The organism is Stenotrophomonas sp. TWI1409 (assembly GCF_039673015.1).
Classification (GTDB): domain Bacteria; phylum Pseudomonadota; class Gammaproteobacteria; order Xanthomonadales; family Xanthomonadaceae; genus Stenotrophomonas; species Stenotrophomonas maltophilia_A.
On sequence record NZ_JBDJKU010000024.1, the window covers coordinates 1 to 22861 of the forward strand.

At 67.7% G+C, this 22861-nt stretch carries 28 protein-coding genes; 6 read left to right on the forward strand and 22 right to left on the reverse strand.

All coding sequences use genetic code 11. The annotated features are described in order from the left end of the window. Positions 1-78: 78 nt before the first annotated feature. The 13 genes from ptsP to ABE423_RS09950 all read right to left on the reverse strand — a co-directional run bounded on the left by ptsP (position 79) and on the right by ABE423_RS09950 (position 10544). Positions 79-1848 (reverse strand): phosphoenolpyruvate--protein phosphotransferase, encoded by a 1770-nt coding sequence (ptsP, locus tag ABE423_RS09890; RefSeq protein ID WP_100437450.1) that lies wholly within the window; start codon positions 1846-1848, stop codon positions 79-81. Positions 1849-1850: 2 nt separating this feature from the next. Next, a complete protein-coding gene (locus ABE423_RS09895) occupies positions 1851-2120 on the reverse strand; it encodes an HPr family phosphocarrier protein (protein ID WP_005408385.1) in 270 nt (89 codons plus the stop codon). Further along, positions 2113-2505: a PTS system fructose IIA component family protein gene (locus tag ABE423_RS09900; RefSeq protein WP_049462131.1), complete on the reverse strand. Its 393-nt coding sequence runs from the start codon at positions 2503-2505 to the stop codon at positions 2113-2115. Before ABE423_RS09900 ends, ABE423_RS09895 begins: the two co-directional genes overlap by 8 nt. A 302-nt stretch (positions 2506-2807) precedes the next feature. Continuing rightward, positions 2808-3692, reverse strand: coding sequence for an RNase adapter RapZ (rapZ, locus tag ABE423_RS09905; protein ID WP_125894150.1), 885 nt, complete (start codon positions 3690-3692; stop codon positions 2808-2810). Positions 3693-3719: 27 nt separating this feature from the next. Then, a complete protein-coding gene (gene hprK, locus ABE423_RS09910; RefSeq protein ID WP_005408388.1) occupies positions 3720-4670 on the reverse strand; it encodes an HPr(Ser) kinase/phosphatase in 951 nt (316 codons plus the stop codon). Further along, positions 4667-5119, reverse strand: coding sequence for a PTS sugar transporter subunit IIA (locus ABE423_RS09915; protein WP_032130191.1), 453 nt, complete (start codon positions 5117-5119; stop codon positions 4667-4669). The genes hprK and ABE423_RS09915 overlap by 4 nt, the downstream gene beginning before the upstream one ends. A 21-nt stretch (positions 5120-5140) precedes the next feature. Beyond that, a complete protein-coding gene (gene raiA, locus ABE423_RS09920; RefSeq protein ID WP_004147311.1) occupies positions 5141-5458 on the reverse strand; it encodes a ribosome-associated translation inhibitor RaiA in 318 nt (105 codons plus the stop codon). 58 nt (positions 5459-5516) lie between these two features. Beyond that, positions 5517-6941, reverse strand: a complete 1425-nt coding sequence (locus ABE423_RS09925; protein ID WP_180838126.1) for an RNA polymerase factor sigma-54 — start codon at positions 6939-6941, stop codon at positions 5517-5519. Positions 6942-6980: 39 nt separating this feature from the next. Continuing rightward, positions 6981-7700, reverse strand: a complete 720-nt coding sequence (gene lptB, locus ABE423_RS09930) for an LPS export ABC transporter ATP-binding protein (RefSeq protein WP_049400688.1) — start codon at positions 7698-7700, stop codon at positions 6981-6983. After that, positions 7700-8251, reverse strand: coding sequence for a lipopolysaccharide transport periplasmic protein LptA (gene lptA / locus ABE423_RS09935; RefSeq protein WP_049462882.1), 552 nt, complete (start codon positions 8249-8251; stop codon positions 7700-7702). The genes lptB and lptA overlap by 1 nt, the downstream gene beginning before the upstream one ends. 104 nt (positions 8252-8355) lie before the next feature. After that, positions 8356-8931 carry an LPS export ABC transporter periplasmic protein LptC gene (gene lptC, locus ABE423_RS09940; RefSeq protein ID WP_071228064.1) on the reverse strand — a complete coding sequence of 192 codons (576 nt, stop codon included), beginning with the start codon at positions 8929-8931 and terminating at the stop codon, positions 8356-8358. After that, positions 8928-9476, reverse strand: a complete 549-nt coding sequence (locus ABE423_RS09945; protein WP_049398160.1) for an HAD hydrolase family protein — start codon at positions 9474-9476, stop codon at positions 8928-8930. Before ABE423_RS09945 ends, lptC begins: the two co-directional genes overlap by 4 nt. Before the next feature lie 66 nt (positions 9477-9542). Continuing rightward, positions 9543-10544: a KpsF/GutQ family sugar-phosphate isomerase gene (locus ABE423_RS09950; RefSeq protein ID WP_032130370.1), complete on the reverse strand. Its 1002-nt coding sequence runs from the start codon at positions 10542-10544 to the stop codon at positions 9543-9545. 54 nt (positions 10545-10598) lie between these two features. Between ABE423_RS09950 and ABE423_RS09955 the strand changes: the two genes are divergently transcribed. The 3 genes from ABE423_RS09955 to ABE423_RS09965 are packed head-to-tail and all read left to right on the forward strand — an operon-like array spanning position 10599 to position 12448. Next, positions 10599-10829 carry a BolA family protein gene (locus ABE423_RS09955; protein WP_005408396.1) on the forward strand — a complete coding sequence of 77 codons (231 nt, stop codon included), beginning with the start codon at positions 10599-10601 and terminating at the stop codon, positions 10827-10829. A gap of 21 nt (positions 10830-10850) precedes the next feature. Next, positions 10851-12122 (forward strand): UDP-N-acetylglucosamine 1-carboxyvinyltransferase, encoded by a 1272-nt coding sequence (murA, locus tag ABE423_RS09960; protein ID WP_180838127.1) that lies wholly within the window; start codon positions 10851-10853, stop codon positions 12120-12122. Further along, complete coding sequence (locus ABE423_RS09965; RefSeq protein WP_032130368.1) at positions 12119-12448, forward strand: hypothetical protein; 330 nt, start codon at positions 12119-12121, stop codon at positions 12446-12448. Before murA ends, ABE423_RS09965 begins: the two co-directional genes overlap by 4 nt. A gap of 115 nt (positions 12449-12563) precedes the next feature. Here ABE423_RS09965 and ABE423_RS09970 read toward each other — a convergent pair whose 3' ends face one another. From ABE423_RS09970 to purM, 7 genes are all read right to left on the reverse strand, one after another. Continuing rightward, complete coding sequence (locus tag ABE423_RS09970) at positions 12564-13247, reverse strand: DUF3108 domain-containing protein (RefSeq protein ID WP_010483632.1); 684 nt, start codon at positions 13245-13247, stop codon at positions 12564-12566. A gap of 2 nt (positions 13248-13249) precedes the next feature. After that, complete coding sequence (locus ABE423_RS09975; RefSeq protein WP_180838128.1) at positions 13250-14074, reverse strand: DUF3108 domain-containing protein; 825 nt, start codon at positions 14072-14074, stop codon at positions 13250-13252. Between the two features lie 67 nt (positions 14075-14141). After that, positions 14142-14801: a phosphoribosylglycinamide formyltransferase gene (gene purN / locus ABE423_RS09980; protein ID WP_180838129.1), complete on the reverse strand. Its 660-nt coding sequence runs from the start codon at positions 14799-14801 to the stop codon at positions 14142-14144. Further along, a complete protein-coding gene (locus ABE423_RS09985) occupies positions 14798-15460 on the reverse strand; it encodes a DUF2238 domain-containing protein (protein WP_258015800.1) in 663 nt (220 codons plus the stop codon). Before ABE423_RS09985 ends, purN begins: the two co-directional genes overlap by 4 nt. Positions 15461-15501: 41 nt before the next feature. Further along, entirely contained in the window at positions 15502-15924 is a 423-nt protein-coding gene (locus ABE423_RS09990) for a hypothetical protein (RefSeq protein WP_346485910.1), read from the reverse strand. Beyond that, the gene (locus ABE423_RS09995) at positions 15921-16409 is read right to left on the reverse strand and encodes a hypothetical protein (protein WP_180838130.1); all 489 of its coding nucleotides are present in this window, start codon (positions 16407-16409) and stop codon (positions 15921-15923) included. Before ABE423_RS09995 ends, ABE423_RS09990 begins: the two co-directional genes overlap by 4 nt. Before the next feature lie 22 nt (positions 16410-16431). Then, positions 16432-17490, reverse strand: coding sequence for a phosphoribosylformylglycinamidine cyclo-ligase (gene purM / locus ABE423_RS10000; RefSeq protein ID WP_180838131.1), 1059 nt, complete (start codon positions 17488-17490; stop codon positions 16432-16434). 99 nt (positions 17491-17589) lie between these two features. On the opposite strand from purM, the gene ABE423_RS10005 reads away from it, so the two are divergent. From ABE423_RS10005 to hda, 3 genes are read left to right on the forward strand one after another with little or no spacing between them, the layout of a single operon-like run. Further along, positions 17590-18729, forward strand: coding sequence for a DUF2066 domain-containing protein (locus tag ABE423_RS10005; RefSeq protein ID WP_032130361.1), 1140 nt, complete (start codon positions 17590-17592; stop codon positions 18727-18729). Next, positions 18726-19895, forward strand: a complete 1170-nt coding sequence (locus ABE423_RS10010; RefSeq protein ID WP_032130360.1) for an AI-2E family transporter — start codon at positions 18726-18728, stop codon at positions 19893-19895. Before ABE423_RS10005 ends, ABE423_RS10010 begins: the two co-directional genes overlap by 4 nt. Beyond that, a complete protein-coding gene (gene hda / locus ABE423_RS10015) occupies positions 19895-20602 on the forward strand; it encodes a DnaA regulatory inactivator Hda (RefSeq protein WP_032130359.1) in 708 nt (235 codons plus the stop codon). Before ABE423_RS10010 ends, hda begins: the two co-directional genes overlap by 1 nt. 518 nt (positions 20603-21120) lie before the next feature. Here the strand turns inward: hda and murU are convergent. Both murU and ABE423_RS10025 read right to left on the reverse strand, forming a co-directional pair. After that, a complete protein-coding gene (gene murU, locus ABE423_RS10020) occupies positions 21121-21831 on the reverse strand; it encodes an N-acetylmuramate alpha-1-phosphate uridylyltransferase MurU (RefSeq protein ID WP_346485914.1) in 711 nt (236 codons plus the stop codon). Beyond that, the gene (locus tag ABE423_RS10025) at positions 21828-22853 is read right to left on the reverse strand and encodes a phosphotransferase (protein WP_100437460.1); all 1026 of its coding nucleotides are present in this window, start codon (positions 22851-22853) and stop codon (positions 21828-21830) included. The genes murU and ABE423_RS10025 overlap by 4 nt, the downstream gene beginning before the upstream one ends. Positions 22854-22861 lie beyond the last annotated feature (8 nt).

Genomic DNA, 22861 nt, shown 5'->3' on the forward strand with positions numbered 1-22861 from the left:
GCGGGGCGGGGGCCCCGTCCCGCCCCCCCCCTGTGGCCAGCGGGGGGCCCCCCCGGCCCCCGCCACTACCCTTGGCGCTCAGGGCGTATCCGCCACCAGCGCCAGCCAGCGCTCGATCGCGCGGCGGTCGCGTGCGGCCAGCAGCTTCGGTGCGCGCGCGCGCAGCGCGGCCAGGTCGGCCTCGCGGATCGCGCGGCGCACCTCCAGCAGTGTGCCGGGGTGCAGGCTGAATTCGCTCAGGCCCAGCGCCAGCAGCAGCGGAGTCATCCGTGCATCACCGGCCATCTCACCGCAGACCGCCACCGGAATGCGATGCCGCGCGCCGGTCTCGATCACCATCTGCAGCAACCGCAGCACGGCCGGATGCAGCGGCGAATACAGCTCGCCCAGTGCCTCGTTGTTGCGGTCGGCGGCCAGCAGGTACTGCACCAGGTCGTTGGTGCCGATCGACAGGAAGTCGACCAGGTCGATGAAGCTCTCCAGCGCCAACGCCGCAGCGGGCACCTCGATCATCGCCCCCAGCGGCACATGGTCGGACACCATGTGGCCTTCGCTGCGCAGCTGTTCGGTCAGCTTGAGCATGCGCCGGCGCACCGCCAGCAGTTCCTCGCGGGTGCTGACCATCGGCACCAGCACGCGCAGCTTGCCGTAGGCCGAGGCGCGCAGGATCGCGCGCAGCTGGGTGTCGGCCACCTTGGGCCGTGCCAGCGACAGGCGTACGCCGCGCAGTCCCAGGGCCGGGTTTTCTTCGTTGCTCAGGGTCAGGCCGGTGCGGTCGGCCTTGTCCGCGCCCAGATCGAGCGTGCGGATGGTGACCGGTCGCCCGCTCATGCCCAACGCGGCATCGCGGTAGGTCTGGAACTGTTCTTCTTCGTCCGGCAGCTCGTTGCGCTGCAGGAACAGGAATTCGGTGCGGTACAGGCCCAGCCCCTGCGCGCCCAGCGCATGCGCCTGGGTGACGTCCTCCAGCGATTCGGCATTGGCCAGCAGGGCGATGTCGACCTGGTCGCGGGTACGGCTGGGTTTGCTGCGCAGGCGGCCGAGCTCGCGCTGCTCGCGCGCATGTTCTTTCAGGCGCGCGCGGTAGTCGCGCAGGTTGTCGGCCTGCGGGTTGGCGGTGATGCTGCCGTCGGCGCCATCGATGATCAGCACGTCGCCATCGGCGATGCGGCTGAGTAGCTGCGGCACGTTGACGATCAAGGGCAGGTGCAGGCTGCGCGCCAGGATCGCACTGTGCGACAGCGCGCTGCCGGCGGCGGTGACGATGCCGACCACGCCCTGCGCCTGCAACTGGGCAAGCTCGGAGGGCGCGATGTTGTCGCAGACCAGGATTTCACCGGCCAGGCCTTTCATCACCGGCGGGCGTTCGGGCTGCAGGAAGGCGTGGATGCGGCCGATCACATGGTCGAGGTCGTCCATGCGGCTCTTCAGATAGGCATCGTCCATGCCATCGAAGACCTTGGCCAAGCGGTCACGCTGCAGGCGCAGCGCATAGCCGGCGCTGTACGGGCCGCTGCGGATCAGCTCGTCCAGCCCGAACAACAGCTCGGGGTCGTCCAGCAGCAGGGCATGCAGGTCGAGGAACTCGCCCACCTCCTGGTTCAGGGCGCCATGCAGGCGCTGCCGCAGTTCGTGCATTTCCGTGCGCGCGGCATCCACCGCGCGGTGCAGGCGGGCCAGCTCGGCCTCGACCTGATGGGCGGCGACGCGCTGCTCGGCCACTTCCAGCGCATGTGGCAGGCGCACCCGCGCCCGGCCCATCGCCGCGCCACGGGCAGCACCGTGCCCGGCCAGCAGCTGTACCGGCCGCTGGCCGGAAGGGACCTGGCCGGCGCGCGCGCGTGGCACGCTCAGCTGTCCTCGTCGAAGCGGCGTTCGAACAGGCCGACCACCGCTTCCATCGCGGCGGCTTCGTCCTCGCCGTTGATGCGCACCGTGACCGGGGTGCCCTGGCCGGCGGCCAGCAGCATCACGCCCATGATGCTCTTGGCGTTGATCTCACGGCCCTTGGCGGCCATGGTCACGTTGCAGCGGAACGGCGCCAGGGTCTGCACCAGCTTGGCGGTGGCCCGGGCGTGCAGGCCCAGGCGGTTGCTCACGGTGAGTTCTCGTTCAAGCATCGTCGACTATCGCTCCATTACGGGTACCCGCCGCGGCTGTGGCGGGCAGTTGATCCAGTCCCTGTTCCGGATAATTCATCACCCGCAGCAACATCGGCAGGCTCAGCGCCGACACCCGGCGAACCGGGGTCCCCAGCCGGGCCAGCTGCCCGGCAAGGTTGGCGGGGCTGGCGCCGTACAGGTCGGTCAGGATCAGCACGCCTTCACCATTGTCGACCCGCCGCAGAGCGGCTGAGGCGAGCGGGAGCAGGGCGTCCAGGTCTGCGTCGAACGGTACTTCGAAAGCTTCGGTTTTCAGCGGCAATTGCCGCAGGAGCCGGGTCGCCACGTCTAGCAGGGCGGTCCCGACCCCGGGATGTGTTACGAGGAGAATGCCACAGGTCATTACTGCACGTTAACAGGTCAAGGTGAATTGGCGATAGCAGCAGATGAGGGGCACTGTGTCCCGTATTCAGTGTTGCTCGGGTCGGAGCCCATTTCCGTTGGAAAAGGATCCGACCCCATCCGTTTTTCGATGCCTGACCGGGATTCATCCACGCATGGCGTGGATCTACTGTGTCGACCAAGGTCGACACCCACCAACAGCACACCGCCTCGCCATCCCAGGGAATGCCGCTTTTGCTTTTGCTGTTGCCGGCCAGCGGCCGGCACTACCCGCGGGTGCCGGGCGCAGCCCGGCCGACCCCCTCAATCCTGTTCGCGGTGGTAGGTCGCCACGTCTTCCCAGCCCATCTCGCGGGCATGCCGGGCCAGGCGCTCGGCCAGGAACACCGAACGGTGCTTGCCGCCGGTGCAGCCGAAGGCCACGGTCACATAGCTGCGGGTGCCATCCCCCAGCTTCGGCAGCCAGGTATCGAGGAAATCCATCAGCTGGGTCAGGTAGCGCTGCACGTCCGGCTGCGCTTCCAGGTAGTCGCGCACGCCCGGTTCGCGGCCACTCAGCGCACGCAGATCCGGGTCCCAGTGTGGATTGGGCAGCACCCGCGCATCGAACACGAAGTCAGCCTCGGCCGGCACGCCGCGCTTGTAGGCGAACGATTCGAACAGCAGCGACAGGCCGGTGGCATGGTCCATCGTGAACTCGGTGATGATCCGCCGCCGCAGCTGATGCACGTTGAGATTGCTGGTATCGATCACCGCATCGGCCTCGCGGCGCAGCGGTGCGGTCAATTCACGCTCACGCGCGATCGCTTCGGGCAGCGACAGGCCCAGCTGGCTCAGTGGATGGCGGCGGCGGGTGTCGGCGTAGCGTTTGAGCACGGCCTCGTCGCTGGCCTCGAAGAACAGCACCTTCACTTCCACGCCGGCATCGGTGGCCAGCTGCCGCCAGTCGCCCAGCTGGCTCAGGTCGGCCTGGCCGCGCACGTCGATGCCTACGGCAAGGCGGCGTGGTGCGCTGCCGTCGTGGTTGGCCAGCAGACTGCGCACGAAGTCGGGCAGCAGATTGATCGGCAGGTTGTCCGAGCAGTAGTAGTCCTGGTCCTCGAAGGTCTTCAGGGCGACGGATTTACCCGAGCCGGACAGGCCGCTGACGATGATCAGGGTCGGGGCGGAGGGGGTTGCGGTGCTCATGGACAGGCTCTTCGGGGGACAGGGGAATCAGGGCGTTCGCCGTTCCAGCAGGTTGCTGTGACGGGCGATGAACATCGCCGCCGGGTCGATGCCCTTGGTGCGCAGGATATGCAGGCGCGTGGCGGCTTCGGTCAGCACGGCCAGGTTGCGGCCAGGCATCACCGGCAGGGTGATCAGCGGAACGTCCAGGTCCAGCACATGGCGGGTGCCCGAGTCGCCGGTCAGGCGCTCATAGCCATGCGGGGTGGGTTCGGTCATCGGCTTGGTCAGGTGGACGATCAGCCGAAGGTACTTGTTCTTCTTTACAGCCGTGTCGCCGAACATCTCGCGCACATTCAGCACGCCCAGGCCGCGCACTTCCAGCAGGTCCTGCAGCAGTTCGGGGCAGGTGCCATCGAGCACGTCGGGCGCGATCTGGGTGAATTCGGGCGCATCATCGGCGACCAGGCGGTGGCCGCGGCTGAGCAGCTCCAGCGCCAGTTCGCTCTTGCCCGATCCGGCCTCGCCGGTGATCAGCACGCCGATGGAATAGATCTCCATGAACACGCCATGCAGGATGACCCGCGGCGCCAGCGTGCGGGCCAGGTGGTAGGACAGATGGTTGAGCAGTTCGTGGCCGCGCTTGGGTGACAGCCACAGCGGCGTGCCGGATTCATCCGCGGCGGCGCGCAGGTCTTCCGGGCAGGCCTGGTTGCGGGTCAGCACCAGCGCCAGCGGGTGCGACTGCATGATCTTTTCGATGGTCTCCCAACGCTGGCGTGGTTCCAGCGCATCCAGCCAGGACAGCTCTTCGGTGCCCAGGATCTGCACCTTGTTGGGGTAGATCGCATTGAGATAACCAGCCAGCGATGGACGCCGCGAGACCGTGTTGCCGGCCTCCAGCTCGCGCTTCTCGCCGGACTTGCCGGCAGCCCAGCGCAGCCCCAGCCGCTCGCGCTGCTGTTCGAACAGTTCACGGGCGGTGATGCTGGTATTCATGCGGCACTCGCAGGTGGGGTCATGTCCAGCGCCTCGCGCAGCGCCCGGGCATCGCCCGCTTCGCGCAGGGCTTGGCGGATGTCGGGCGCCGAAAACAGCTCGGCCAGCTCGGACAGCAGCATCAGGTGCTGGTGGGTGTAGTGGGCGGGGACGGCCATGGCGAACACCAGGTCCACCGGCTCGTCGCCACCGAAGTCGACCGGGGTGGCCAACCGCAGCAGGGCGCCGCGGGGGCGGTCCAGGGTTGGCGCGCGGCCGTGGGGAATGGCGATGCCGTGACCGATCGCGGTGCTGCCCAGCGCTTCGCGCTGGCACAGGTTCAGATAGATCTGTTCGGCGTTGGCCTGGCGGCAGGCCAGCAACCCGGCGGCGGCCTGCAGGACGCTGTCGCGGTCGGTGGCCGTGCAGAGCTGGGTCTGCACGGCCGCCAGGAGGTCAGTCAGGGGCATGTCTGCGGGGAACGGTGGCGATCAGCCACCATTGTCGCCCACCGGCAGCGGTGCGTGCTGCTGTTTTTTCTCCTTGTGCTTGATCACCAGACGGTCAAGCTTGTCCGCAAGCAGGTCGATCGCGGCATACATGGTCTGGGCATTGGCCTCGGCGTGCAGGGTCTGGCCGGGAATGTTGAGGCTGGCGTCGACGTGGTGTTCGGTCTTCTGCAGCTTGAGGGTCACCCGCGCTTCGCAGTGCTGGTCGAAGTGTTTGCCGATCCGGGCCAGCTTCTCCTCTACATAGGACTGCAGGGCCGGGGTGACTTCGACATCTTTGCCAAACGTTTCGATGCGCATCGGGTTTCTCCTGTGTTCGGATGTGCCAATGAACCTCTCCGCCGGGCGCGGCGGCGCGTCAAGCGATTCTGACCCTTTCGTGCGAGGCGGAAATGTTCATGGCTTCACGATACTTCGCCACGGTGCGTCGCGCTACTGGAATTCCCGACGATTTGAGCAGGTCAGCCAGCTTGGCGTCAGAAAGCGGCTTGCGTGGGTTCTCGTCGTCGATCAGGCGCCGGATCATCGCCTGGATGGCCGTGCTGGACGCCTCGCCACCGCCCTCGGTATCGATGCCCGAGGCGAAGAAGGCGCGCAGCGGCAGGGTGCCGCGCGGGGTACGCACGTGCTTGCGGGCGATCGCGCGCGAGACCGTGGATTCGTGCAGGCCGAGCTCGGTGGCGATCTCGCGCAGGGTCAGTGGACGCAGCGCCTGCTCGCCGAATTCGAGGAAGCCGGCCTGCTGCAGGATCAGGCTGCGTACCACCCGCAGCAGGGTTTCGCCACGCTGCTGCAGCCCTTTCAGCAGCCAGCGCGCTTCCTGCAGCTGGGCACGCAGGTAGCCGGCATCGGCGTCGCCACAACGTCGGATCAGCTGTTCGTAGCCGCGGTGGATCACCACCTTCGGCCCGGCATGCGCGGCCAGCGCTGCGCGCCATACGCCGTTCTGCCGCCACACCACCACATCCGGCACCACGTAGGTGTCCTGCGACAGCGGTGCGATCTGCGTGCCCGGGCGCGGGTCCAGCGAGCGCAGCAGGGTGACTGCCGTCTCGACCTCGTCCAGGGGCTGTTTCAGTTCATGGGCCAGCCCGGCGACGCCGCTGCGCGGCAGCCGTTCCAGCGGGCCTGCGGCAATCTGTCGCGCCAGCACCAGGCCGGGCGTGTCACCGGCCAGCACATCCAGCTGCAGCAGCAGGCATTCGCCCAGCGTGCGTGCAGCCACACCGACCGGATCGAAACGCTGGATGCGATGCAGCACGGCGAGGATCTCGTCCTCGTCGGCGTGGATCGCCGGCAACAGGGTTTCGGCGATGCCGGCCAGCGGCTCGCGCAGGTAACCGTCGTCGTCCAGCGCATCGATCAGTGCGGCACCGATACTGCGATCACGCGAGGACAGATGCGACAGATGCAGCTGCCACAGCAGATGGTCGGCCAGTGTTTCGGTTTCGGCTACGCGCTCGGCGGCGCTGCCGGTGTCGTCGTCATCGTCGAAGCTGCCGCCGCTGCCGGCCGCGCTCCAGTCCAGTTCGGCCGGTGCCCAGTCGTCACCAGCATCGGTACGTTCTGCGGGGGCGTCACCGTCGTTGCCATCGCTGCCTTCGTTGCCGGCGCTGCTGCTGTCACTGCTGTCGGCCCAGTCCAGCAGCGGATTGCTTTCCACCGCCTGGGCGATCTCCAGCTCCAGCTCGGTGGTGGACATCTGCAGCAGCTTGATCGCCTGCTGCAACTGGGGCGTGAGCACCAGCTGCTGTCCCATCGATGTCTGCAGCCGAGTCTTCATGCCTGTGCCGAAGGGAAGGAGAGGAACCCGGCGACTGCTTCACAGCTTGAAGGAATCCCCGAGGTAGACGCGACGTACATCGGCGTTGTCCAGGATCGCTTCCGGCGAACCCTGGGCCAGCACGCTGCCCTCGGCGAGGATATACGCGCGGTCGCAGATACCCAAGGTCTCGCGCACGTTGTGGTCGGTGATCAGCACACCGATGCCACGCTGCTTGAGATGGGTGACGATGCGCTGGATCTCGCCGACGGAAATCGGGTCGACGCCGGCGAACGGTTCGTCGAGCAGGATCAGGCGCGGCTGCGCGGCCAGGGCACGGGCGATCTCGCAGCGGCGACGTTCGCCACCGGACAGGCTGGCGCCGAGCTGGTCGGCGACGTGGCCCAGCTGCAGTTCGTCGAGCAGGCTGTTCAATTCACGCTCGCGGCCAGCCGAATCCAGGCCCTCGCGCAGCTCCAGCACCAGGCGGATGTTGTCGGCCACGGTCAGCTTGCGGAACACCGACGGCTCCTGCGGCAGGTAACCCACGCCCTGCTTGGCCCGGGTATACATCGGGTCGCCGGTGATGTCCTTGCCGTCGAGCACGATGCTGCCAGCATCGGCGGCAACCAGGCCGACGATCATGTAGAAGCAGGTGGTCTTGCCGGCGCCGTTGGGGCCGAGCAGGCCGACCACTTCACCGGCGTCGAGGGTCAGCCCGAAGTCCTTGACGACTTCGCGTTGCTTGTACTTCTTGCGCAGGCCCTTGGCGACGAGCATTACTTCCTGCTCCCGGCCGGCTGTGCCGGCGTGGTGGCCTTGGGCTGTGCCGCAGGTGCGGCCGGGGTCTTGTTCTTCGGCGGGATGACGGTGCGCACGCGGCTGCCGTCACCACCGGAGTTCATTTCGCCGGTGCGGGTGTTGTAGATCATGCGCTGGCCGGCATTGGTGCCGCGCGCGCTGGTGACCTTGTAGTTGCCGGTCAGGGTGATGATCTCGGTCTTGATGTCGTAGTCGATGCGATCGGCCAGCGCGTCCATCCAGGTGCCATCATCGAGCTGCTGCTTCATCTTGGCCTGCTTGCCGGTGAACACCACACGCACCGCTTCGCCGTCCTTGAGGTAGATCTCGGCCTCGGACGAGCGCAGGTCCAGCGTGCCCTGGGTGATGATCACGCCCTGCGACAGCACGGTCTTGCCGTCGCCGGTGAGCATGCCCGACTGGGCGCCGGAATCGATGTGCATGTCTTCGTTGCGGTCGGTGGACTTGGCGAAGGCGGCGCTGGGGACAAGAAGACCAAGCGCGAGTACGGCGGCAAAGGGAATCTTCATCGGGGTCCGTTCTACCGGTGGGGGCCTCCCGGGTGGACCGGGGGCGGGCGGGTGGGGCTGCCGGCCTTGCGCCTGTCCGGAGACGTCGCAGGCTGGCGGCGGAATCAGCGTTTGGGCGTGTAGCGGCCCTTGGACTGGCTGAGGAAATGATACGTGTTGTTCTTCGAATCCACTTCGAAGCCGACGCCGGACTGTTCCATGCCCGGGCGGGTCATGGTCACCAGGGCGTCGGTGCGGGCGCGGTTTTCCTTCGGGAACACGTCCAGATGATCGGTGCGGAAGGTGGTCGGCACCGTGCCCGGGCCGACCGGGCTGTCGCCGGCGACATTGCCGCGCAGCTTCATCTCGTCGCCCTTGGCGCTGAGCCAGCCGGTTTCGGCACGCAGGGTCCAGTGCCTGCCATCCTTGTCCGGCATCTCGAACAACGGCGTGGCGATGTTGATGGTCTGGTCACCGCGCTGGCGTTCCAGCAACGGCGCACGCAGCGTGGTCGATTCCTTGCCTTGCTCATCCAGGGCGACGATCTGGAAGTCGTGCAGGATGTAATCCACGCCCACTTCCTGGCCGCCACTGGCTGGCCCCTTGTCGCGGTTGCGCAGCGCCGCCCAGCTGCTCAGCAGGGCGGCCAGCAGCAGGCCGATGCCGAGCAGGGTGCGCCAGTTCACGGTCGGCAGGTTCATGCGCCGAACCTCGCCAGCACCGCATCCACATGCCCCTGCGCGGCCAGCAGGATGTCGCACAGCTCGCGCGCGGCGCCACGCCCGCCATCGGCACGGGTCTGCCAGTGCACGCGCTCGGCGATCCACGGATGGGCGTTGGCCGGCGCCACGGCCAGGCCGACCGCGCCCAGCGGCGCCAGGTCCGGCAGGTCATCGCCCATGAAGGCCACCTGTTCCAGGCCGATGCCATGCTGCGCGCACAGCGCCTGCACGCTGGCCAGCTTGTCGCCCACGGCGATCTGGGTGTCGATGCCGAGGTCGGCGCCGCGCTTGAGCGCGGACTGGCTGTTGCGCGCGGTGATCAGCACGGGGTGGATGCCGTGCTGCTGCAGCAGTTTCAGGCCCAGGCCATCCTGCACGAAGTATGCCTTGCTCTCGTTGCCGTCCTTGTCGTAGTACAGCCGACCGTCGGTGAGGGTGCCGTCCACGTCGAAGCAGGCCAGGCGGATACGGGCCGCGGCGGCATGCAGGTGGGCAGGGAAGGCGGGCAGGGGGGACCAGGGCATCAGGGCGGCAGGCTCGGTGGGTTCGGGTGGGGCAGTACAGACTGAATGGGGTCTACGGACTGTCGGTTAAACCACCCGGGCCCGCAACAGGTCATGAATGTTCAGGGCGCCGACCGCACGGCCCTGGTCATCGACCACGATCAGGCCGGTGATCTTGTGGGTCTCCATCAGCCGGGCCGCCTCCACCGCCAGCTGGTCGGCGCCGATGGTGCGTGGGTTGCGCGTCATCACATCGGCGATCTTGGCGGTGCGCACGTCCAGCGCGCTGTCCAGCGCGCGGCGCAGGTCGCCGTCGGTGAACAGGCCGATCAGCACGCCGCCGGCATCGACCACGGCGGTCATGCCCAGCCGTTTGCGGCTCATCTCCATCAGCGCTTCACTGAGACTGGCGTCGGCGCCCACGCTGGGCAGGTCGTCGCCGGTGTGCATCACGTCGGTGATGTGCAGCAGCAGGCGGCGGCCGAGGCTGCCGGCCGGGTGTGAACGGGCGAAATCGTCGGCGGTGAAGCCGCGTGCGTCGAGCAGGGCCACGGCCAGCGCGTCGCCCATCGCCAGCGAGGCGGTGGTGCTGGAGGTCGGCGCCAGCGCCAGCGGACAGGCCTCGGCCGGCACGCTCACGTCCAGGTGGATGTCGGCGGCGGTGGCCAGGCTGGACTGTGGGCGCCCGGTCATGGAAATCAGCACGTTGCCCTGGCGCTTGAGCACCGGCAGCAGCATCAGCACTTCGTCCGACTCGCCCGAATAGGACAGCGCCAGCACCACGTCGTCCTCGGTGATCATGCCGAGGTCGCCGTGGCCGGCTTCACCCGGGTGCACGTAGAACGCCGGCGTACCGGTGGACGCCAGGGTGGCGGCGATCTTGCGGGCGATGTGCCCGGACTTGCCCATGCCGGTGGCGACCACCCGGCCGCGGCTGGCCAGGATCGCCTGGCAGGCCTGCTGGAACGCCTCGCCAAGGCGGTCGGCCACGGCGTCCAGCGCCTGCCGCTCGATCTCGAAGACGCGGCGGCCGCTGGCGACCAGGCCGGCAGGGTCGACGGAACGGGGGGGCAACAGGGATTCGGCCATGCGGACGCCACGCAGCGGAAGTAGAATGGAGGCACATTTTATTAGGAAAGCCCGTTGGACGCCGACACCATCCGCAATCTGATCGAAACCGGCCTGCCCGGCGCCCGCGCCGACGTGCAGGGCGACGATGGCGTGCATTTCGAAGCGACCGTGGTCTGCGAGGCCTTCGCCGGCAAGATGCCGCTGGCCCGCCACCGCATGGTGTATGCCACGCTGGGCGACCTGATGGGCGGCGCGATCCACGCGCTGGCGCTGAAAACCGTGACCCCGGCCGAAGCCGGCTGAACCGCAGAAGATCCCGAATACATGGCCAAGATCGTTGTGACCGGCGGCGCTGCGCTGCACGGTGAAGTGAGCATCTCCGGCGCCAAGAACGCCGTCCTCCCCATTCTCTGCGCGACCCTGCTGGCCGATGCGCCGGTGGAGATCACCAACGTGCCGCACCTGCACGACGTGGTCACCACGGTGAAGCTGCTCGGCGAGCTGGGCGCCAAGGTCACCATCGACCAGGGCACGCTGTCGCGCGGCAGCGCGATCGTGGTCGACCCGCGTCCGGTCAACCAGCACGTCGCACCGTATGAGCTGGTCAAGACCATGCGCGCCTCGATCCTGGTGCTGGGCCCGCTGCTGGCCCGCTTCGGCGCCGCCGAAGTGTCGCTGCCGGGCGGCTGCGCGATCGGCTCGCGACCGGTCGACCAGCACATCAAGGGCCTGCAGGCGCTGGGCGCCGAGATCGTGGTCGAGAACGGCTTCATCAAGGCCACCGCCAAGCGGCTGAAGGGGGGCCACTTCACCTTCGACATGGTCAGCGTCACCGGCACCGAGAACGTGCTGATGGGCGCGGTGCTGGCCGAAGGCACCACCATCCTCGACAACTGCGCGATGGAACCGGAAGTGACCGATCTGGCGCACTGCCTGATCGCGCTGGGCGCGAAGATCGAAGGCCTGGGCACTGCCCGCCTGGTGATCGAAGGTGTCGAGCGCCTGTCCGGCGGCCGCCATGAAGTGCTGCCCGACCGCATCGAGACCGGCACCTTCCTGGTGGCCGCAGCGATGACCGGTGGCAAGGTCACGGTCAACCGTGCGCGCCCGAACACCATGGACGCGGTGCTGTCCAAGCTGGTCGAAGCCGGTGCGAAGATCGAGACCACCGACGACAGCATCACCCTGGACATGCAGGGCAAGCGGCCGAAGGCGGTCAACCTGACCACCGCGCCGTACCCGGCATTCCCGACCGACATGCAGGCGCAGTTCATGGCGCTCAACTGCGTGGCCGACGGCGTGGGCGTGATCAACGAAACGATCTTCGAGAACCGTTTCATGCACGTCAACGAACTGCTGCGCCTGGGCGCGGACATCCAGGTCGAAGGGCATACCGCCATCGTGCGTGGCAACGAGCACCTGAGCGGCGCGCCGGTGATGGCCACCGACCTGCGCGCCTCGGCCTCGCTGATCCTGGCCGGCCTGATGGCCAGCGGCGATACCACCATCGACCGCATCTACCACCTTGATCGTGGCTACGAGAACATCGAAGAGAAGCTGTCTTCGCTCGGCGCCACCATCCGGCGCGTGCCATGATCCTGCGCGGCAAGTTCAGCCCGCGTCGCAAGGCGCTGCTGGCCCTGGTGCTGATCGTGCTGGCGTGGCTGGGCTATGCCTGGTACGCCAACATCGCCATCACCCAGGGCATCGAGCAGAAGGACATGGACTGGAACGGCGATGGCACGGTCTCGCGTGATGAAATCATCGAGTCGTTCTATGCGGTCGCAGTGAACGACAGCCAGGACGGCAACCGTCATTGCCGCACCTTCGTCTGGCGCAGCACCGGTGAGCAGATCCGCGTGGACTGCCGGACCGAGTTCAAGCCGGCCGAGGAACAGAAACCGGCTGAAGCGAAGAAATAAGAAAACGCCCGCGAAAGCGGGCGTTTTCTTTGGGGTACACCCATCCACGCATGGCGTCGATCTACTTCAGGTTTCCAGTAGATCCACGCCATGCGTGGATGATGTGGATCTCCCGTCAGTTCATCGCCTTGATGGTCAGGTCCAGCGCATCGCGGCCGCTCTCACGCTGCAGCATGCGCGCCGGCACCGGGAATTCCGGCACGATCCAGGCGATCAGCTCCTTGTTGCCGTCGGCGCGCGAGACCTTGGTGGCCTCGTAGCTCTTGCCGCCCACGGTGATCGATTCCTTGCCGATCACACGGTACGTCATGTTCTTGATGCGGCCTTCGTCGACCATGCGATAGGTCAGCGGCTTGCCCGCCGCCAGGTCACGGGCGATCGCCAGGTTGATCAGCAGCGCGTCCATGTCACCGGCTTTCAGCGCAATCGGGCCAGCGCGATCCGGCTTGATGTCACCGGTCCAGGTGGCCTGGTTGCTGGTCCAGTTGTAGTTGGCCTGCACGTTGCGCTTCTTCACCAGCAGCGCCGAACGGTCCTGGCTGCTGAGCGGGCGCAGCTGGCCACGCACTTCCTCGAACACCGTGCTCTGGCTGAGGTCGGCCAGCTGGTTCTTCACCTGCAGGCTGTAGCGCCACTTGTTGCTGCCTTCGCTGGCCAGGGTCATGGTGCCGTTGGCCTGCATGCCCATGTAGCTGGCCAGGTAATCGGCCTTGAACGGTTCCAGCGCCATGGCCGGCAGGCTGGCCACGGTCAGGGCAGCGGCTGCGATCCAGGTGAGGGGGCGGGTCAGGGTATTCATGCTCAGACTCCTTGGTATTCGATCAGGCGCAGATCGACGCGGTCTTCGCCGTCTTCGCGTTGCAGGATGCGCACCGGGGTGGGGACACCGTTGGCGATCCAGAGAATGGTTTCGTTTCTGCCACCGTTGGTCCGGTAGACCCGCAGTGCGTTGTAGGACAGGTCGCCGACCTCGACGTTCTCGGTCTGCGGCGCGGCCTGGTAGTCGTGTTCGCGGACCTTGCCCATGTCCACGTAGCGGTAATGCATGGAGGCGCCTGGACGCGCATCGCGCATGATCGCCAGGTTGATCAGCAGCGCGCTCTGGTCGCCTGCCTGCAGCGGGATCGGCTGCGCGCGTTCCTTCTTGACGTCACCGGTCCATTGCGCGGTGCCGGCCTGCCAGTTGTAGGTGCCGACCGCCTTCTTGCCCAGGAACAGGCCCTTGCGCACCGTGCTCTGGCTGAGCGGCGCATACACGCCGCTGCGCTCCTCGAACACCGTGCTCTGTTCGATGTTCAGGCCCAGCACGCTGGCAAAGCCGCGGCGGCCGACCACCTGCATGTCCACCCGCCACTGGCTGCCGCCGGTGTGGGTGACCTGCATGCTGGCATCGCCCGCTTCCTTGCCCTTGTAGAAGGCCTGGTAGGTGGCGCTGAACGGTTGCAGCGGCGGTGGCTCCCAGGCCAGTGCCGGTGGCATCGGTACGGCCGGCGCATCGGCTGGCGGCTGCGCTGCGGGCACCGGTGCCGGCGGGGGGGCGGGCCCCTGTGCCTGGCCCCAGCCCACGCCGGGGAACACGGCAAGCGACAACAGCAATGGAGTGGACAGCAGGGTCGTGGTCTTCATGGAGGACAGGGACCGCAGGAGGGGGCAGGATGCCAGCCCCGCAGTCAGCGGGGCGTGTGCATGGGGACTACCGGTTCAGGTTCCCGGCGGAATCTAGGGCCAACGGGCTAAACAGGGGGTGACCGTCCAGTTGCGGCTGGCCCTCCCGTTCAGCCAGGCGGCCGGCGCACAACAGCTGCAGGGTGGCGATCAGCAGCGGATGCTCCACCGCCAGCACGCGCGCGGCCAGGCTGTCGGCGTCATCGCCGGGCAGCACCGGCACCCGCACCTGCGCCAGCACGGCGCCCGCATCCAGCTCGGGCACGACCAGATGCACGCTGGCACCGTGCTCGGCGTCGCCCGCCTGCAGCGCCCGTGCGTGGGTGTCCAGGCCCTTGTGCAGCGGCAGCAGCGATGGATGGATGTTGACCAGCCGGCCATTGAAGCGCTGTACGAAGGCCGCGCCGAGGATGCGCATGTAGCCGGCGCAGACGATCCAGTCCGGTTGTACTGCGGCCAGCGCATCGCCGAGCGCCTGCTCGTAGCTGGCGCGGTCGCTGAAGGACTTTGGTGCATGCGCCCAGCGCAGGTTCGGTGCGACGCGCTGCAGGGCCTCTGCGGCGGGGCGGTCGGAAAACACGCCGACCACCTCGGCGGGCAGTCGGCCGTCGGTAATGGCATCGAGGATGGCCTGCAGGTTGCTGCCCCGGCCGGAGGCGAGCACGGCAATGCGGGTGGTCGCGGTCACTGCTGGGCGCTCCGGCGGATCAGCGGCCAGATCAGCAGGCTGCCGAGGGTGGCCATCAGCATGTCGGCGTGCGCGTCCCACATGTCGCCCTGCTGCCCGTTGTAGGCCTCGGCAGCATCCGGTGACAGCGCCAGCGCGATGGCCCACTCGAACCATTCGTAGACCAGGCTGGCACACATCACCGTCATCACCGCCAGGGTGAAGGCCTGGCCCAGGCGCAGCGCCGGCCACGCATGACGGGCAAGCTGCAGCAGCGCAGGAGTGAAGCAGACGCCGAACAGGAAGTGGATGAGGCGATCGAAATGGTTGCGCTGCCAGCCGAAGGCCGCATTCGGCGACCAGCCGCTCAGCGTCTGCGCCCAGGCGTCGTAGGGCACGTTGGAATACAACCAGCGCGCGGCCACGCAGTGCAGGGCGATGAAGCCGCAGATCGCGATGAAGGCACCGTTGCCCAGCCAGCCGCCGCGACGGTCGACCCACAGCAGCGCGGCCAGCCCGATCACGGTCAGGGTGCTGTGCAGGGCCTGTTCGGTAGGCCACAGCGGGTGGACCCAGCTGACTGCGAACACCGCCAGCACGGCGGCAAAGGCCAGCTTCTTGGGGCCCGAGAAACGGTGGGTGGTGGGCGAAGCGGACGTGGGGAGGGCAGGCGCGGACATGGGAAATCGATCAGGAAAGGACGGGGCGTCTGCCGGCAGGTTCAGACACTGAGGTGGTCGCCGCGGTCGAACAGCGCGGCCATGTCAGGTTTGGACAGGAACACCCAGGCATAGGCGGCCAAGGCCATGCCCAGCGGGCCGGCCAGTACGCCCAGCCACGCCGCGCGCCGGCACCAGGCCAGCCCGGTGCGATGTGACAGCTGGCGCGCGGTATACAACTGCACGAACCCCAGCAGGGCCGCCAGCACGGCGATGGACGCATATACCGTGGTCAGCATCCAGGCATCGTCCAGCCCGCGCGAGTGGGCCACCCATCCGCTGAGGCCAAGAAACGCCACTGTGGCGAACCAATGGAAGCCGGCCAACGCGTAGAACAGCACTTTCAGCGTCTGCAGATGGCTGGTCAGCTGCAGCTGCGCCAGGGTCTGATGCGGCAGCGGCGGCGGATTGCCGGAGGCGGTCATGCGGGCGTGGCGGGAAGGTCGAAGGCGGCCTTCACCTGCGGGCGCAGCAGGGTGATCAGGCTGAACACCCCCAGCACCGTGCCGACGGGGGTGAACAGGCAGGCCAGGCCGGCCGCGATCAGGCACAGCAGGTAGCGGCGTCTCTGGGCCAGGCAGCGGCCGGCATAGGCGACGAACGCGCCCAGGGTGACGCCACCGAATACGGCGACGCAACCGATGAGGGTGAACATCCAGCCGAACAGGCGCTGTTCGGCCGGCGACGACGGCTGGCCGCCGGAATTCATCGGCAGGTTGCCGGTGAGCGCGGTGATGCCCAGCACGATGTGGATGATGAAGATCAGCGAGAACAGCACGATCAGGCCGCCGACCACGTAGTGCGCGATGGCCAGCATGCGCAGGTGGTCGGCATCCTGCGCGTTGAACACCGGTACCGTCGCCAGCGGCGGCGGCACGGGGGCGGGCGACAAGGGGGGCGTTGCGTCCATGCGGGCTCCTGGGTTGTCGGGATCAGGCGATGTGGACGCGCTCGGCGCCTTCGGCGGTGACCACCTGGCCGATGGTCCAGTGCTCCAGGCCCTGCGCCTTGACCGCATCGGATACCGCGGCCACCTGGTCCGGCGCCACGATCAGCACGAAGCCGATACCGCAGTTGAAGGTGCGCCACATCTCGCTGTCGGCGACCGCGCCTTCCTTCTGCAGCCACTGGAACACCGGCGGCAGGGTCCAGGACGAGGCCTGGATGTCCAGGCCGAGGCCGTCGGGCACCACGCGGATGATGTTCTCGGTCAGGCCGCCACCGGTGATGTGGGCCATGCCGTGGATGGCCGCGCCGTGCGACTTCAGCAGCGACAGGATCGGCTTCACGTACAGGCGGGTCGGCGCCATCAGCGCATCGACCAGCTTCACGCCGCCTTCCAGCTCCAGCTCGGCCGGGCGGCCGGCGCGGTCGTAGATGCGGCGCACCAGCGAGTAGCCGTTGGAATGCGGGCCGGACGAAGCGATGCCGATCAGCACGTCGCCGACAGCCACGCTGGCGCCATCCTTCAGCTCGCTCTTCTCGACCGCGGCGACGGTGAAGCCGGCCAGGTCGTACTCGCCCGGGGCATACATGTCGGGCATTTCAGCGGTTTCGCCGCCGATCAGCGCGCAGCCGGCCTCGGTGCAACCGTTGGCGATGCCGCCCACGACCGCTGCGGCGGTGTCGATGTCCAGCTTGCCGGTGGCGAAGTAGTCCAGGAAGAACAGCGGCTCGGCACCCTGCACCAGCACGTCGTTCACGCACATGGCGACCAGGTCGATGCCGATCGTATCGTGGCGGTTCAGCTGGTGGGCCAGCTTCAGCTTGGTGCCCACGCCGTCGGTACCCGACACCAGCACCGGCTCGCGGTACTTGTTGGACAGGTCGAACAGGGCGCCGAAGCCGCCCAGGCCGCCCATCACTTCCGGGCGGAAGCTGCGCTTGACCAGGGGCTTGATCCGCTCGACCAGTTCGTTGCCGGCGTCGATGTCGACACCCGCGTCACGGTAGGTGAGGGGGGAGGGGGCGGAAGACGGGGTGTTGGTCACGGGCGTCGGCGCTGGCAGGGGTTGAACGGGCGATTTTAACAGGCCGCATTGGCGCAAAGGCCGTATTCGGGCAACAATTCCCCCGGATACGTCGAGCCAATGGATGTCCTGATGCGCCGCAGCCTGATTCTGACCCTGCTCCTTGCGCTGAGCCTGCCGGTGGCCACGATGGCCCAGAGCGGCCTGCGCACCGAGGGTGATGTTGCCACCGCCACTGGCGCGTACGAGGCCGAAGTGCCCGTCAACAGCCAGGCCGAAGCCGACCGCAACGGCGCCCTGGCCCGCGCCTTGAGCGTTGTACTGGGCAAGTTGTCCGGCGATCGCAGCGTGATGTCGCGCCCTGGCGTGGCGCAGGCGCTGCGCAATGCCAAGGATTACGTGGCCAGCTACGACTACAAGCAGGACCAGAGCGTGAGCGCCAGTGGCGCCCCCAGCTTCCGTACCCTGCTGGTGGCCCGCTTCCGCGAGGACGATGTCGATTCGCTGGTGTCGGCGCTGGGCCTGCCGCTGTGGCCGCAGCCGCGGCCGAAGCCGGTGCTGTGGCTGGCCGTCGATGACGGCAGCGGTCCGCGCCTGGTCAGCGTGCAGCAGGCCAACGCCGCCCGCCCGTTGCTGAACCGCGCCATTGAACGCGGCTACAAGCTGGGCCTGCCCAGCGGTGGTGCCGCCGAACAGGCGCTGGCCGGTGCCATCTGGCGCCAGGACAGTGCCGCCGTGGCCCGTGCCTCTTCGCGCTACTCGCCGCCGATGCAGCTGATCGGCAAGCTGTACCGCGCCAATGGCGGCTGGCAGGCGGACTGGGTGTTCGTCGACAACGGCCGTGAGCTGAACAAGTGGACCAGCAAGGACGCCAACGCCATGCGCGCGATGGCCGCCGGTGCCGACGGCGCCGCCGATGCGCTGGTCAAGCGCTATGCCAAGGCCGGCGCGGCCGTCGGCCAGGCCGGCACCTATCGGGTGGTGGTCACCGGCATCAACAGTGCCGACGACTACCTGCGCCTGGCTGCCGGCCTGCGTGAGGTGCCGGTGGTGCGCAACGTCACCCCGCTGCACGCTTCGGCTGGCCAGCTGGAGCTGAGCCTGGAGATGACCACCGGCCTGGCCGGCTTCAACCGCATGCTGGGCGACAACGGCGTGCTGGTGCCGAGCGCACCGCTGCCGGCCCTGCCGACGCCGATCGACGACACCACCGGTGCCCCGGTCGCTGCGCCGGTCAGCAACGAGTACCGCCTGCGATGAACCTGACCCCGGAAGCGGAAATCGCGCAGTTCCTGCGCCGCCTGAAGTACATCCTGTTCGCCGGCCTGATCGGCTGGGTGGTGTGGTTGCTGGCGCCGATCCTGACCCCGTTCGTGCTGGCGCTGGCGCTGGCCTGGCTGGGCGATCCGCTGGTGGACCGCATCGAGGCCACCGGCCGTTCGCGCATGACCGGCGTGGTGCTGGTGTTCGCGGCGATGGTGCTGGTGATCGTGGCGCTGCTGCTGGTGCTGGTGCCGATGATCGAGCGCCAGATCACCACCCTGATTGCGGTCGCGCCGCAGGCACAGGCGTGGCTGATGGAAAAGGGCATTCCCTGGTTCGAGCAGAAGACCGGCCTGGAAGTGATGCAGTGGCTGGACCCGGACCGCCTGATCGAATGGGTGCGCAGCCACTGGCAGCAGGCCGGCGGCTTCGCCACCACGTTCATGGGCTACGTCTCGCGTTCGGGCTTTGCGATGGTGACCTGGGTGGTCAACATCCTGCTGCTGCCGATCCTGGCGTTCTACTTCCTGCGTGACTGGGACAAGCTGGTCGAACGCGTGGCGTCGGTGATTCCGCGCAACCAGATCGGCACCATCAGCGCATTGGCGCGTGAGTCCAACGAGGTGCTGGGCGCCTTCATCCGCGGTCAGTTCCTGGTGATGCTGGCGCTGGGCGTGATCTATGCCGGCGGCCTGTCGCTGGTCGGCCTCAAGCTGGGTCTGCTGATCGGCCTGATTGCCGGCCTGATCAGCTTCATTCCCTACCTGGGCGCGACCACCGGCATCCTGATGGCGGTGGTCGCCGCACTGGTGCAGGCACAGGGCTTCGACCTGAAGCTGCTGATCCTGGTCGGCGTGGTGTTCACCGTGGGCCAGCTGCTGGAAAGCTACGTGCTGACCCCGCGGATTGTCGGCGACAAGATCGGCCTGCACCCGGTGGCAGTGATCTTCGCGGTGATGGCCGGCGGCCAGCTGTTCGGCTTCCTCGGCATGCTGCTGGCGCTGCCGGTGGCAGCGGTGACCAACGTGCTGCTGCGCTACGCGCACCAGCGTTATCGCCAGAGCGAGCTGTACGTGGGTGAGAAGCCGGCGATCGTGCTTGATGGCGTGGTCGATGCCCCCCATATCATCATTCCGAACGACAAGGGCCCCGACCTGAAGTGATGGGTGTGCCGCAACTGCCGCTGGCCCTGCATTACCCGCGGGACCAGCGCCTGGAGACCTTCATCGGCGCGCCGGACGGCGCGCTGGCGCAGCTGCGCGCGATCGCGGTGGGTGCCAGCCACGATTGGGTCTATCTGGAAGGTGCGGCGGGCACGGGCAAGACCCACCAGGCACTGGCGATGTGCTCCAGCGCCGAGCAGGCCGGGCGACTGCCGACCTACGTACCGCTGGCCAGCGCCGCCGGCCGCGTACGCGCGGCGTTGGATGGGCTGGAGGCGCGCGAGCTGGTGGCGCTGGACGGCCTGGACGAGGTGGCCGGCAACCGCGAGGACGAGATCGCGCTGTTCGATTTCCACAACCGCGCGCGCGCTGCGGGCGTGACCGTGCTGTACACGGCGCAGAAGGCGCCGGAAGAACTGGGCCTGGTACTGCCCGATCTGCGTTCGCGGCTGGGTCAGTGCGTGCGTGTGCTGCTGCAGCCGCTGGATGAGGAAGGACGGGCAGCGGTGCTGCGTGAGCGCGCGCTGCGGCGTGGGCTGGCGATCGACGAGGCCTCGATCGAGTGGTTGCTGTCGCACACCGGTCGCGAGCTGGGTGGATTGATCACGCTGCTGGACTGGCTGGACCGCGAGTCGCTGGCGGCGAAGCGGCGGATCACCGTGCCGTTCCTGCGCCAGGTGCTGGAAGAAGGCCGGCCGCGTTACTGAGGGTGGGGTTTGCTTTGCAGGGCTGCGCCCTGCACCCGCCGTAGTGCCGGCCGCTGGCCGGCAACAGCAAGTGCTGAAGCAACAGCAGAAGCTGGCTTCCTGAGGGGAGGCGGGGTGGCTCAGGTTGCGGGGGACGGCGCAAGTACGTCCCTGTAGCCTCGATCGCGCCATCCATGGCGCTCACGCCCCCGCAACCTGAGCCACCCCGCCTTCGACAGGTTCCCGCGATCTGCCGGGACTGCGTACTGCACTGCTGTTGGTGGGTGTCGACCTTGGTCGACACGTGTCTTGCTTGTGGTAGGTGACGACCGTTGGTCGTCACCAGAGCGAGCGCAGCGACGCGACCCGCGTTTGCTTTTCTTTCTTTCTTCCGTGGCTGGACGCCCACGGAAACTGTCAGAGGCCGGGCGGGGTGGGTTCGCGGGGGGCACTTCAGGGACGGGTTCACGGCGTCCCCCGCGAACCCACCCCGCCCGGCCAAGCACGGCTTTTGATCTGAGCGACCAACCACGAGGGGCTCAGCCGTTCGCCGCCAACTCAACATCCAGCGCGCGCAGGCGATCCACGGTGCCGACATCGGTCCAGCGTCCGCGATGATGCTGCCCCGTCATCAACCCCTGTGCCATGAAGTGCTTCTGCAGCGGCACCACCGAGAACTTCGGTGGGAGCCGCTCGCTGCCCGGTGCATCACCGATCACCGTGTGCCAGTCGGCCACGATGGAAGGGCGATACACGCCGATGCCGGCATAGGTCAGGCACGGTCCTTCGCGGTCGTGGTGCAGCAACCCCTGCGCATCGAGGCGGTAGTCACCGTTCGGGTGCTGAACCGGATTGTCGACCAGCACCAGATGCGCCTGGCCCTGCGGCTCGCGCGGCAGCGTGGCGAAATCGAAATCGGTCCAGATGTCGCCGTTCACGACCAGAAACGGGGCGTCGCCCAGCACCGGCAACGCGTTGAGGATGCCGCCGCCGGTTTCCAGCGGGGTCTGCCCTTCGTACATGAAATGCAGGCGCAAGCCCCATTGGCTGCCATCGCCCAGCGTCGCTGGAAACTGTTCGGCCAGCCATGCGGTGTTGACCACTACCTCGCGCACGCCGAGTGCGGCCAGGCGTTCCAGGTGCCAGACGATCAGCGGTTTGCCGGCCACGTCCAGCAGCGGCTTGGGCGTGTGCAGGGTCAGCGGGCGCATGCGTTCGCCGAGGCCGGCAGCAAAGACCAGCGCCTTCATCGGGCCACGCGCATCGGTGCGGCCAGGTCGGTCAGCGCCGGCTTGATGCGGTGTTCCAGCAGCTGCTGCAGCGGTGCCAGCTCGCGGTAGCGCGGCAGCACTTCGTCCAGATAGGTGATGAAGCGCGGCGCGTCGTCCAGGTAATGGCCCTTGTTGTCGCGATAGCGCAGGCGGCAGAACAGGCCGAGGATCTTCACGTGGCGCTGGATGCCCATCCAGTCGGCATCGCGCAGGAAGGTGGCGCGGTCGGGCACCGGCAGGCCGGCGTTGCGGGCGCGCTCGTGATACTGCGCCAGCCACTCGTCCACACGCTGCAGCGGCCAGCTCAGGAACGCGTCCTTGAACAGGCTCATCGCATCGTAGGCAATCGGGCCGCGCACCAGGTCCTGGAAATCCAGCACTGCCGGACCATTCTCGACCGGCATCAGATTGCGCGGCATGTAGTCGCGGTGGGTCATCAGCTGGGCCTGGCCCAGCGCGTTGTCCATCAAACGGCGGTGTACCAGCTGCAGCCCTTCAATCTCACCGCAGTCCAGTTCCAGGTTCAGGTGGCGCTGCAGGAACCATTCGTCGAACAGGCCGGCATCGCGCTGCAGCAGCGCTTCGCCGAACTGGCCGAAGTCGGCCGGCACCGGGATCGCCTGCAGGCGCAGCAGCTGTTCGATCGAACGGCCGAACCATTCATCGGCGTTGCGCTCGTCGAGGATCTTCGCCAGGGTCGGGCCGCCGAGATCTTCCAGCAGCAGGAAGCCGGCATCCAGATCCTGTGCCAGCAGCGCGGGCACACGCAGGCCGTTGTCATCCAGCAGGCCGCGCATGCGCAGCCACGGGCGCGGATCTTCCAGCCCCGGCGGGGCATCCATCACGATGTGGCTGCCGCGCGTGCTGGTGGTGCGCCAGTAGCTGCGCATGCCGGCATCGACCGAGGCGCGTTCGACCACCGCACTGGAATCATCGAGCTGGGTACGGGCCCACTGCAGGCGCTGCGCGCTGCGCTGGGGATCGGAGGCGGGTTCGGTCATGCAGGCAT

What these genes read in the sequence shown, in the direction of transcription:
- ABE423_RS09895 (WP_005408385.1), bottom strand. Translation starts at nt 2,120, where the DNA reads ATGCTTGAACGAGAACTCACCGTGAGCAACCGCCTGGGCCTGCACGCC.
- ABE423_RS09900 (WP_049462131.1), bottom strand. Translation starts at nt 2,505, where the DNA reads ATGACCTGTGGCATTCTCCTCGTAACACATCCCGGGGTCGGGACCGCC.
- rapZ (WP_125894150.1), bottom strand. Translation starts at nt 3,692, where the DNA reads ATGAGCACCGCAACCCCCTCCGCCCCGACCCTGATCATCGTCAGCGGC.
- hprK (WP_005408388.1), bottom strand. Translation starts at nt 4,670, where the DNA reads ATGAATACCAGCATCACCGCCCGTGAACTGTTCGAACAGCAGCGCGAG.
- ABE423_RS09915 (WP_032130191.1), bottom strand. Translation starts at nt 5,119, where the DNA reads ATGCCCCTGACTGACCTCCTGGCGGCCGTGCAGACCCAGCTCTGCACG.
- raiA (WP_004147311.1), bottom strand. Translation starts at nt 5,458, where the DNA reads ATGCGCATCGAAACGTTTGGCAAAGATGTCGAAGTCACCCCGGCCCTG.
- ABE423_RS09925 (WP_180838126.1), bottom strand. Translation starts at nt 6,941, where the DNA reads ATGAAGACTCGGCTGCAGACATCGATGGGACAGCAGCTGGTGCTCACG.
- lptB (WP_049400688.1), bottom strand. Translation starts at nt 7,700, where the DNA reads ATGCTCGTCGCCAAGGGCCTGCGCAAGAAGTACAAGCAACGCGAAGTC.
- lptA (WP_049462882.1), bottom strand. Translation starts at nt 8,251, where the DNA reads ATGAAGATTCCCTTTGCCGCCGTACTCGCGCTTGGTCTTCTTGTCCCC.
- lptC (WP_071228064.1), bottom strand. Translation starts at nt 8,931, where the DNA reads ATGAACCTGCCGACCGTGAACTGGCGCACCCTGCTCGGCATCGGCCTG.
- ABE423_RS09945 (WP_049398160.1), bottom strand. Translation starts at nt 9,476, where the DNA reads ATGCCCTGGTCCCCCCTGCCCGCCTTCCCTGCCCACCTGCATGCCGCC.
- ABE423_RS09950 (WP_032130370.1), bottom strand. Translation starts at nt 10,544, where the DNA reads ATGGCCGAATCCCTGTTGCCCCCCCGTTCCGTCGACCCTGCCGGCCTG.
- murA (WP_180838127.1), top strand. Translation starts at nt 10,851, where the DNA reads ATGGCCAAGATCGTTGTGACCGGCGGCGCTGCGCTGCACGGTGAAGTG.
- ABE423_RS09965 (WP_032130368.1), top strand. Translation starts at nt 12,119, where the DNA reads ATGATCCTGCGCGGCAAGTTCAGCCCGCGTCGCAAGGCGCTGCTGGCC.
- ABE423_RS09970 (WP_010483632.1), bottom strand. Translation starts at nt 13,247, where the DNA reads ATGAATACCCTGACCCGCCCCCTCACCTGGATCGCAGCCGCTGCCCTG.
- ABE423_RS09975 (WP_180838128.1), bottom strand. Translation starts at nt 14,074, where the DNA reads ATGAAGACCACGACCCTGCTGTCCACTCCATTGCTGTTGTCGCTTGCC.
- ABE423_RS09985 (WP_258015800.1), bottom strand. Translation starts at nt 15,460, where the DNA reads ATGTCCGCGCCTGCCCTCCCCACGTCCGCTTCGCCCACCACCCACCGT.
- ABE423_RS09990 (WP_346485910.1), bottom strand. Translation starts at nt 15,924, where the DNA reads ATGACCGCCTCCGGCAATCCGCCGCCGCTGCCGCATCAGACCCTGGCG.
- ABE423_RS09995 (WP_180838130.1), bottom strand. Translation starts at nt 16,409, where the DNA reads ATGGACGCAACGCCCCCCTTGTCGCCCGCCCCCGTGCCGCCGCCGCTG.
- ABE423_RS10005 (WP_032130361.1), top strand. Translation starts at nt 17,590, where the DNA reads ATGGATGTCCTGATGCGCCGCAGCCTGATTCTGACCCTGCTCCTTGCG.
- ABE423_RS10010 (WP_032130360.1), top strand. Translation starts at nt 18,726, where the DNA reads ATGAACCTGACCCCGGAAGCGGAAATCGCGCAGTTCCTGCGCCGCCTG.
- hda (WP_032130359.1), top strand. Translation starts at nt 19,895, where the DNA reads ATGGGTGTGCCGCAACTGCCGCTGGCCCTGCATTACCCGCGGGACCAG.
- murU (WP_346485914.1), bottom strand. Translation starts at nt 21,831, where the DNA reads ATGAAGGCGCTGGTCTTTGCTGCCGGCCTCGGCGAACGCATGCGCCCG.
- ABE423_RS10025 (WP_100437460.1), bottom strand. Translation starts at nt 22,853, where the DNA reads ATGACCGAACCCGCCTCCGATCCCCAGCGCAGCGCGCAGCGCCTGCAG.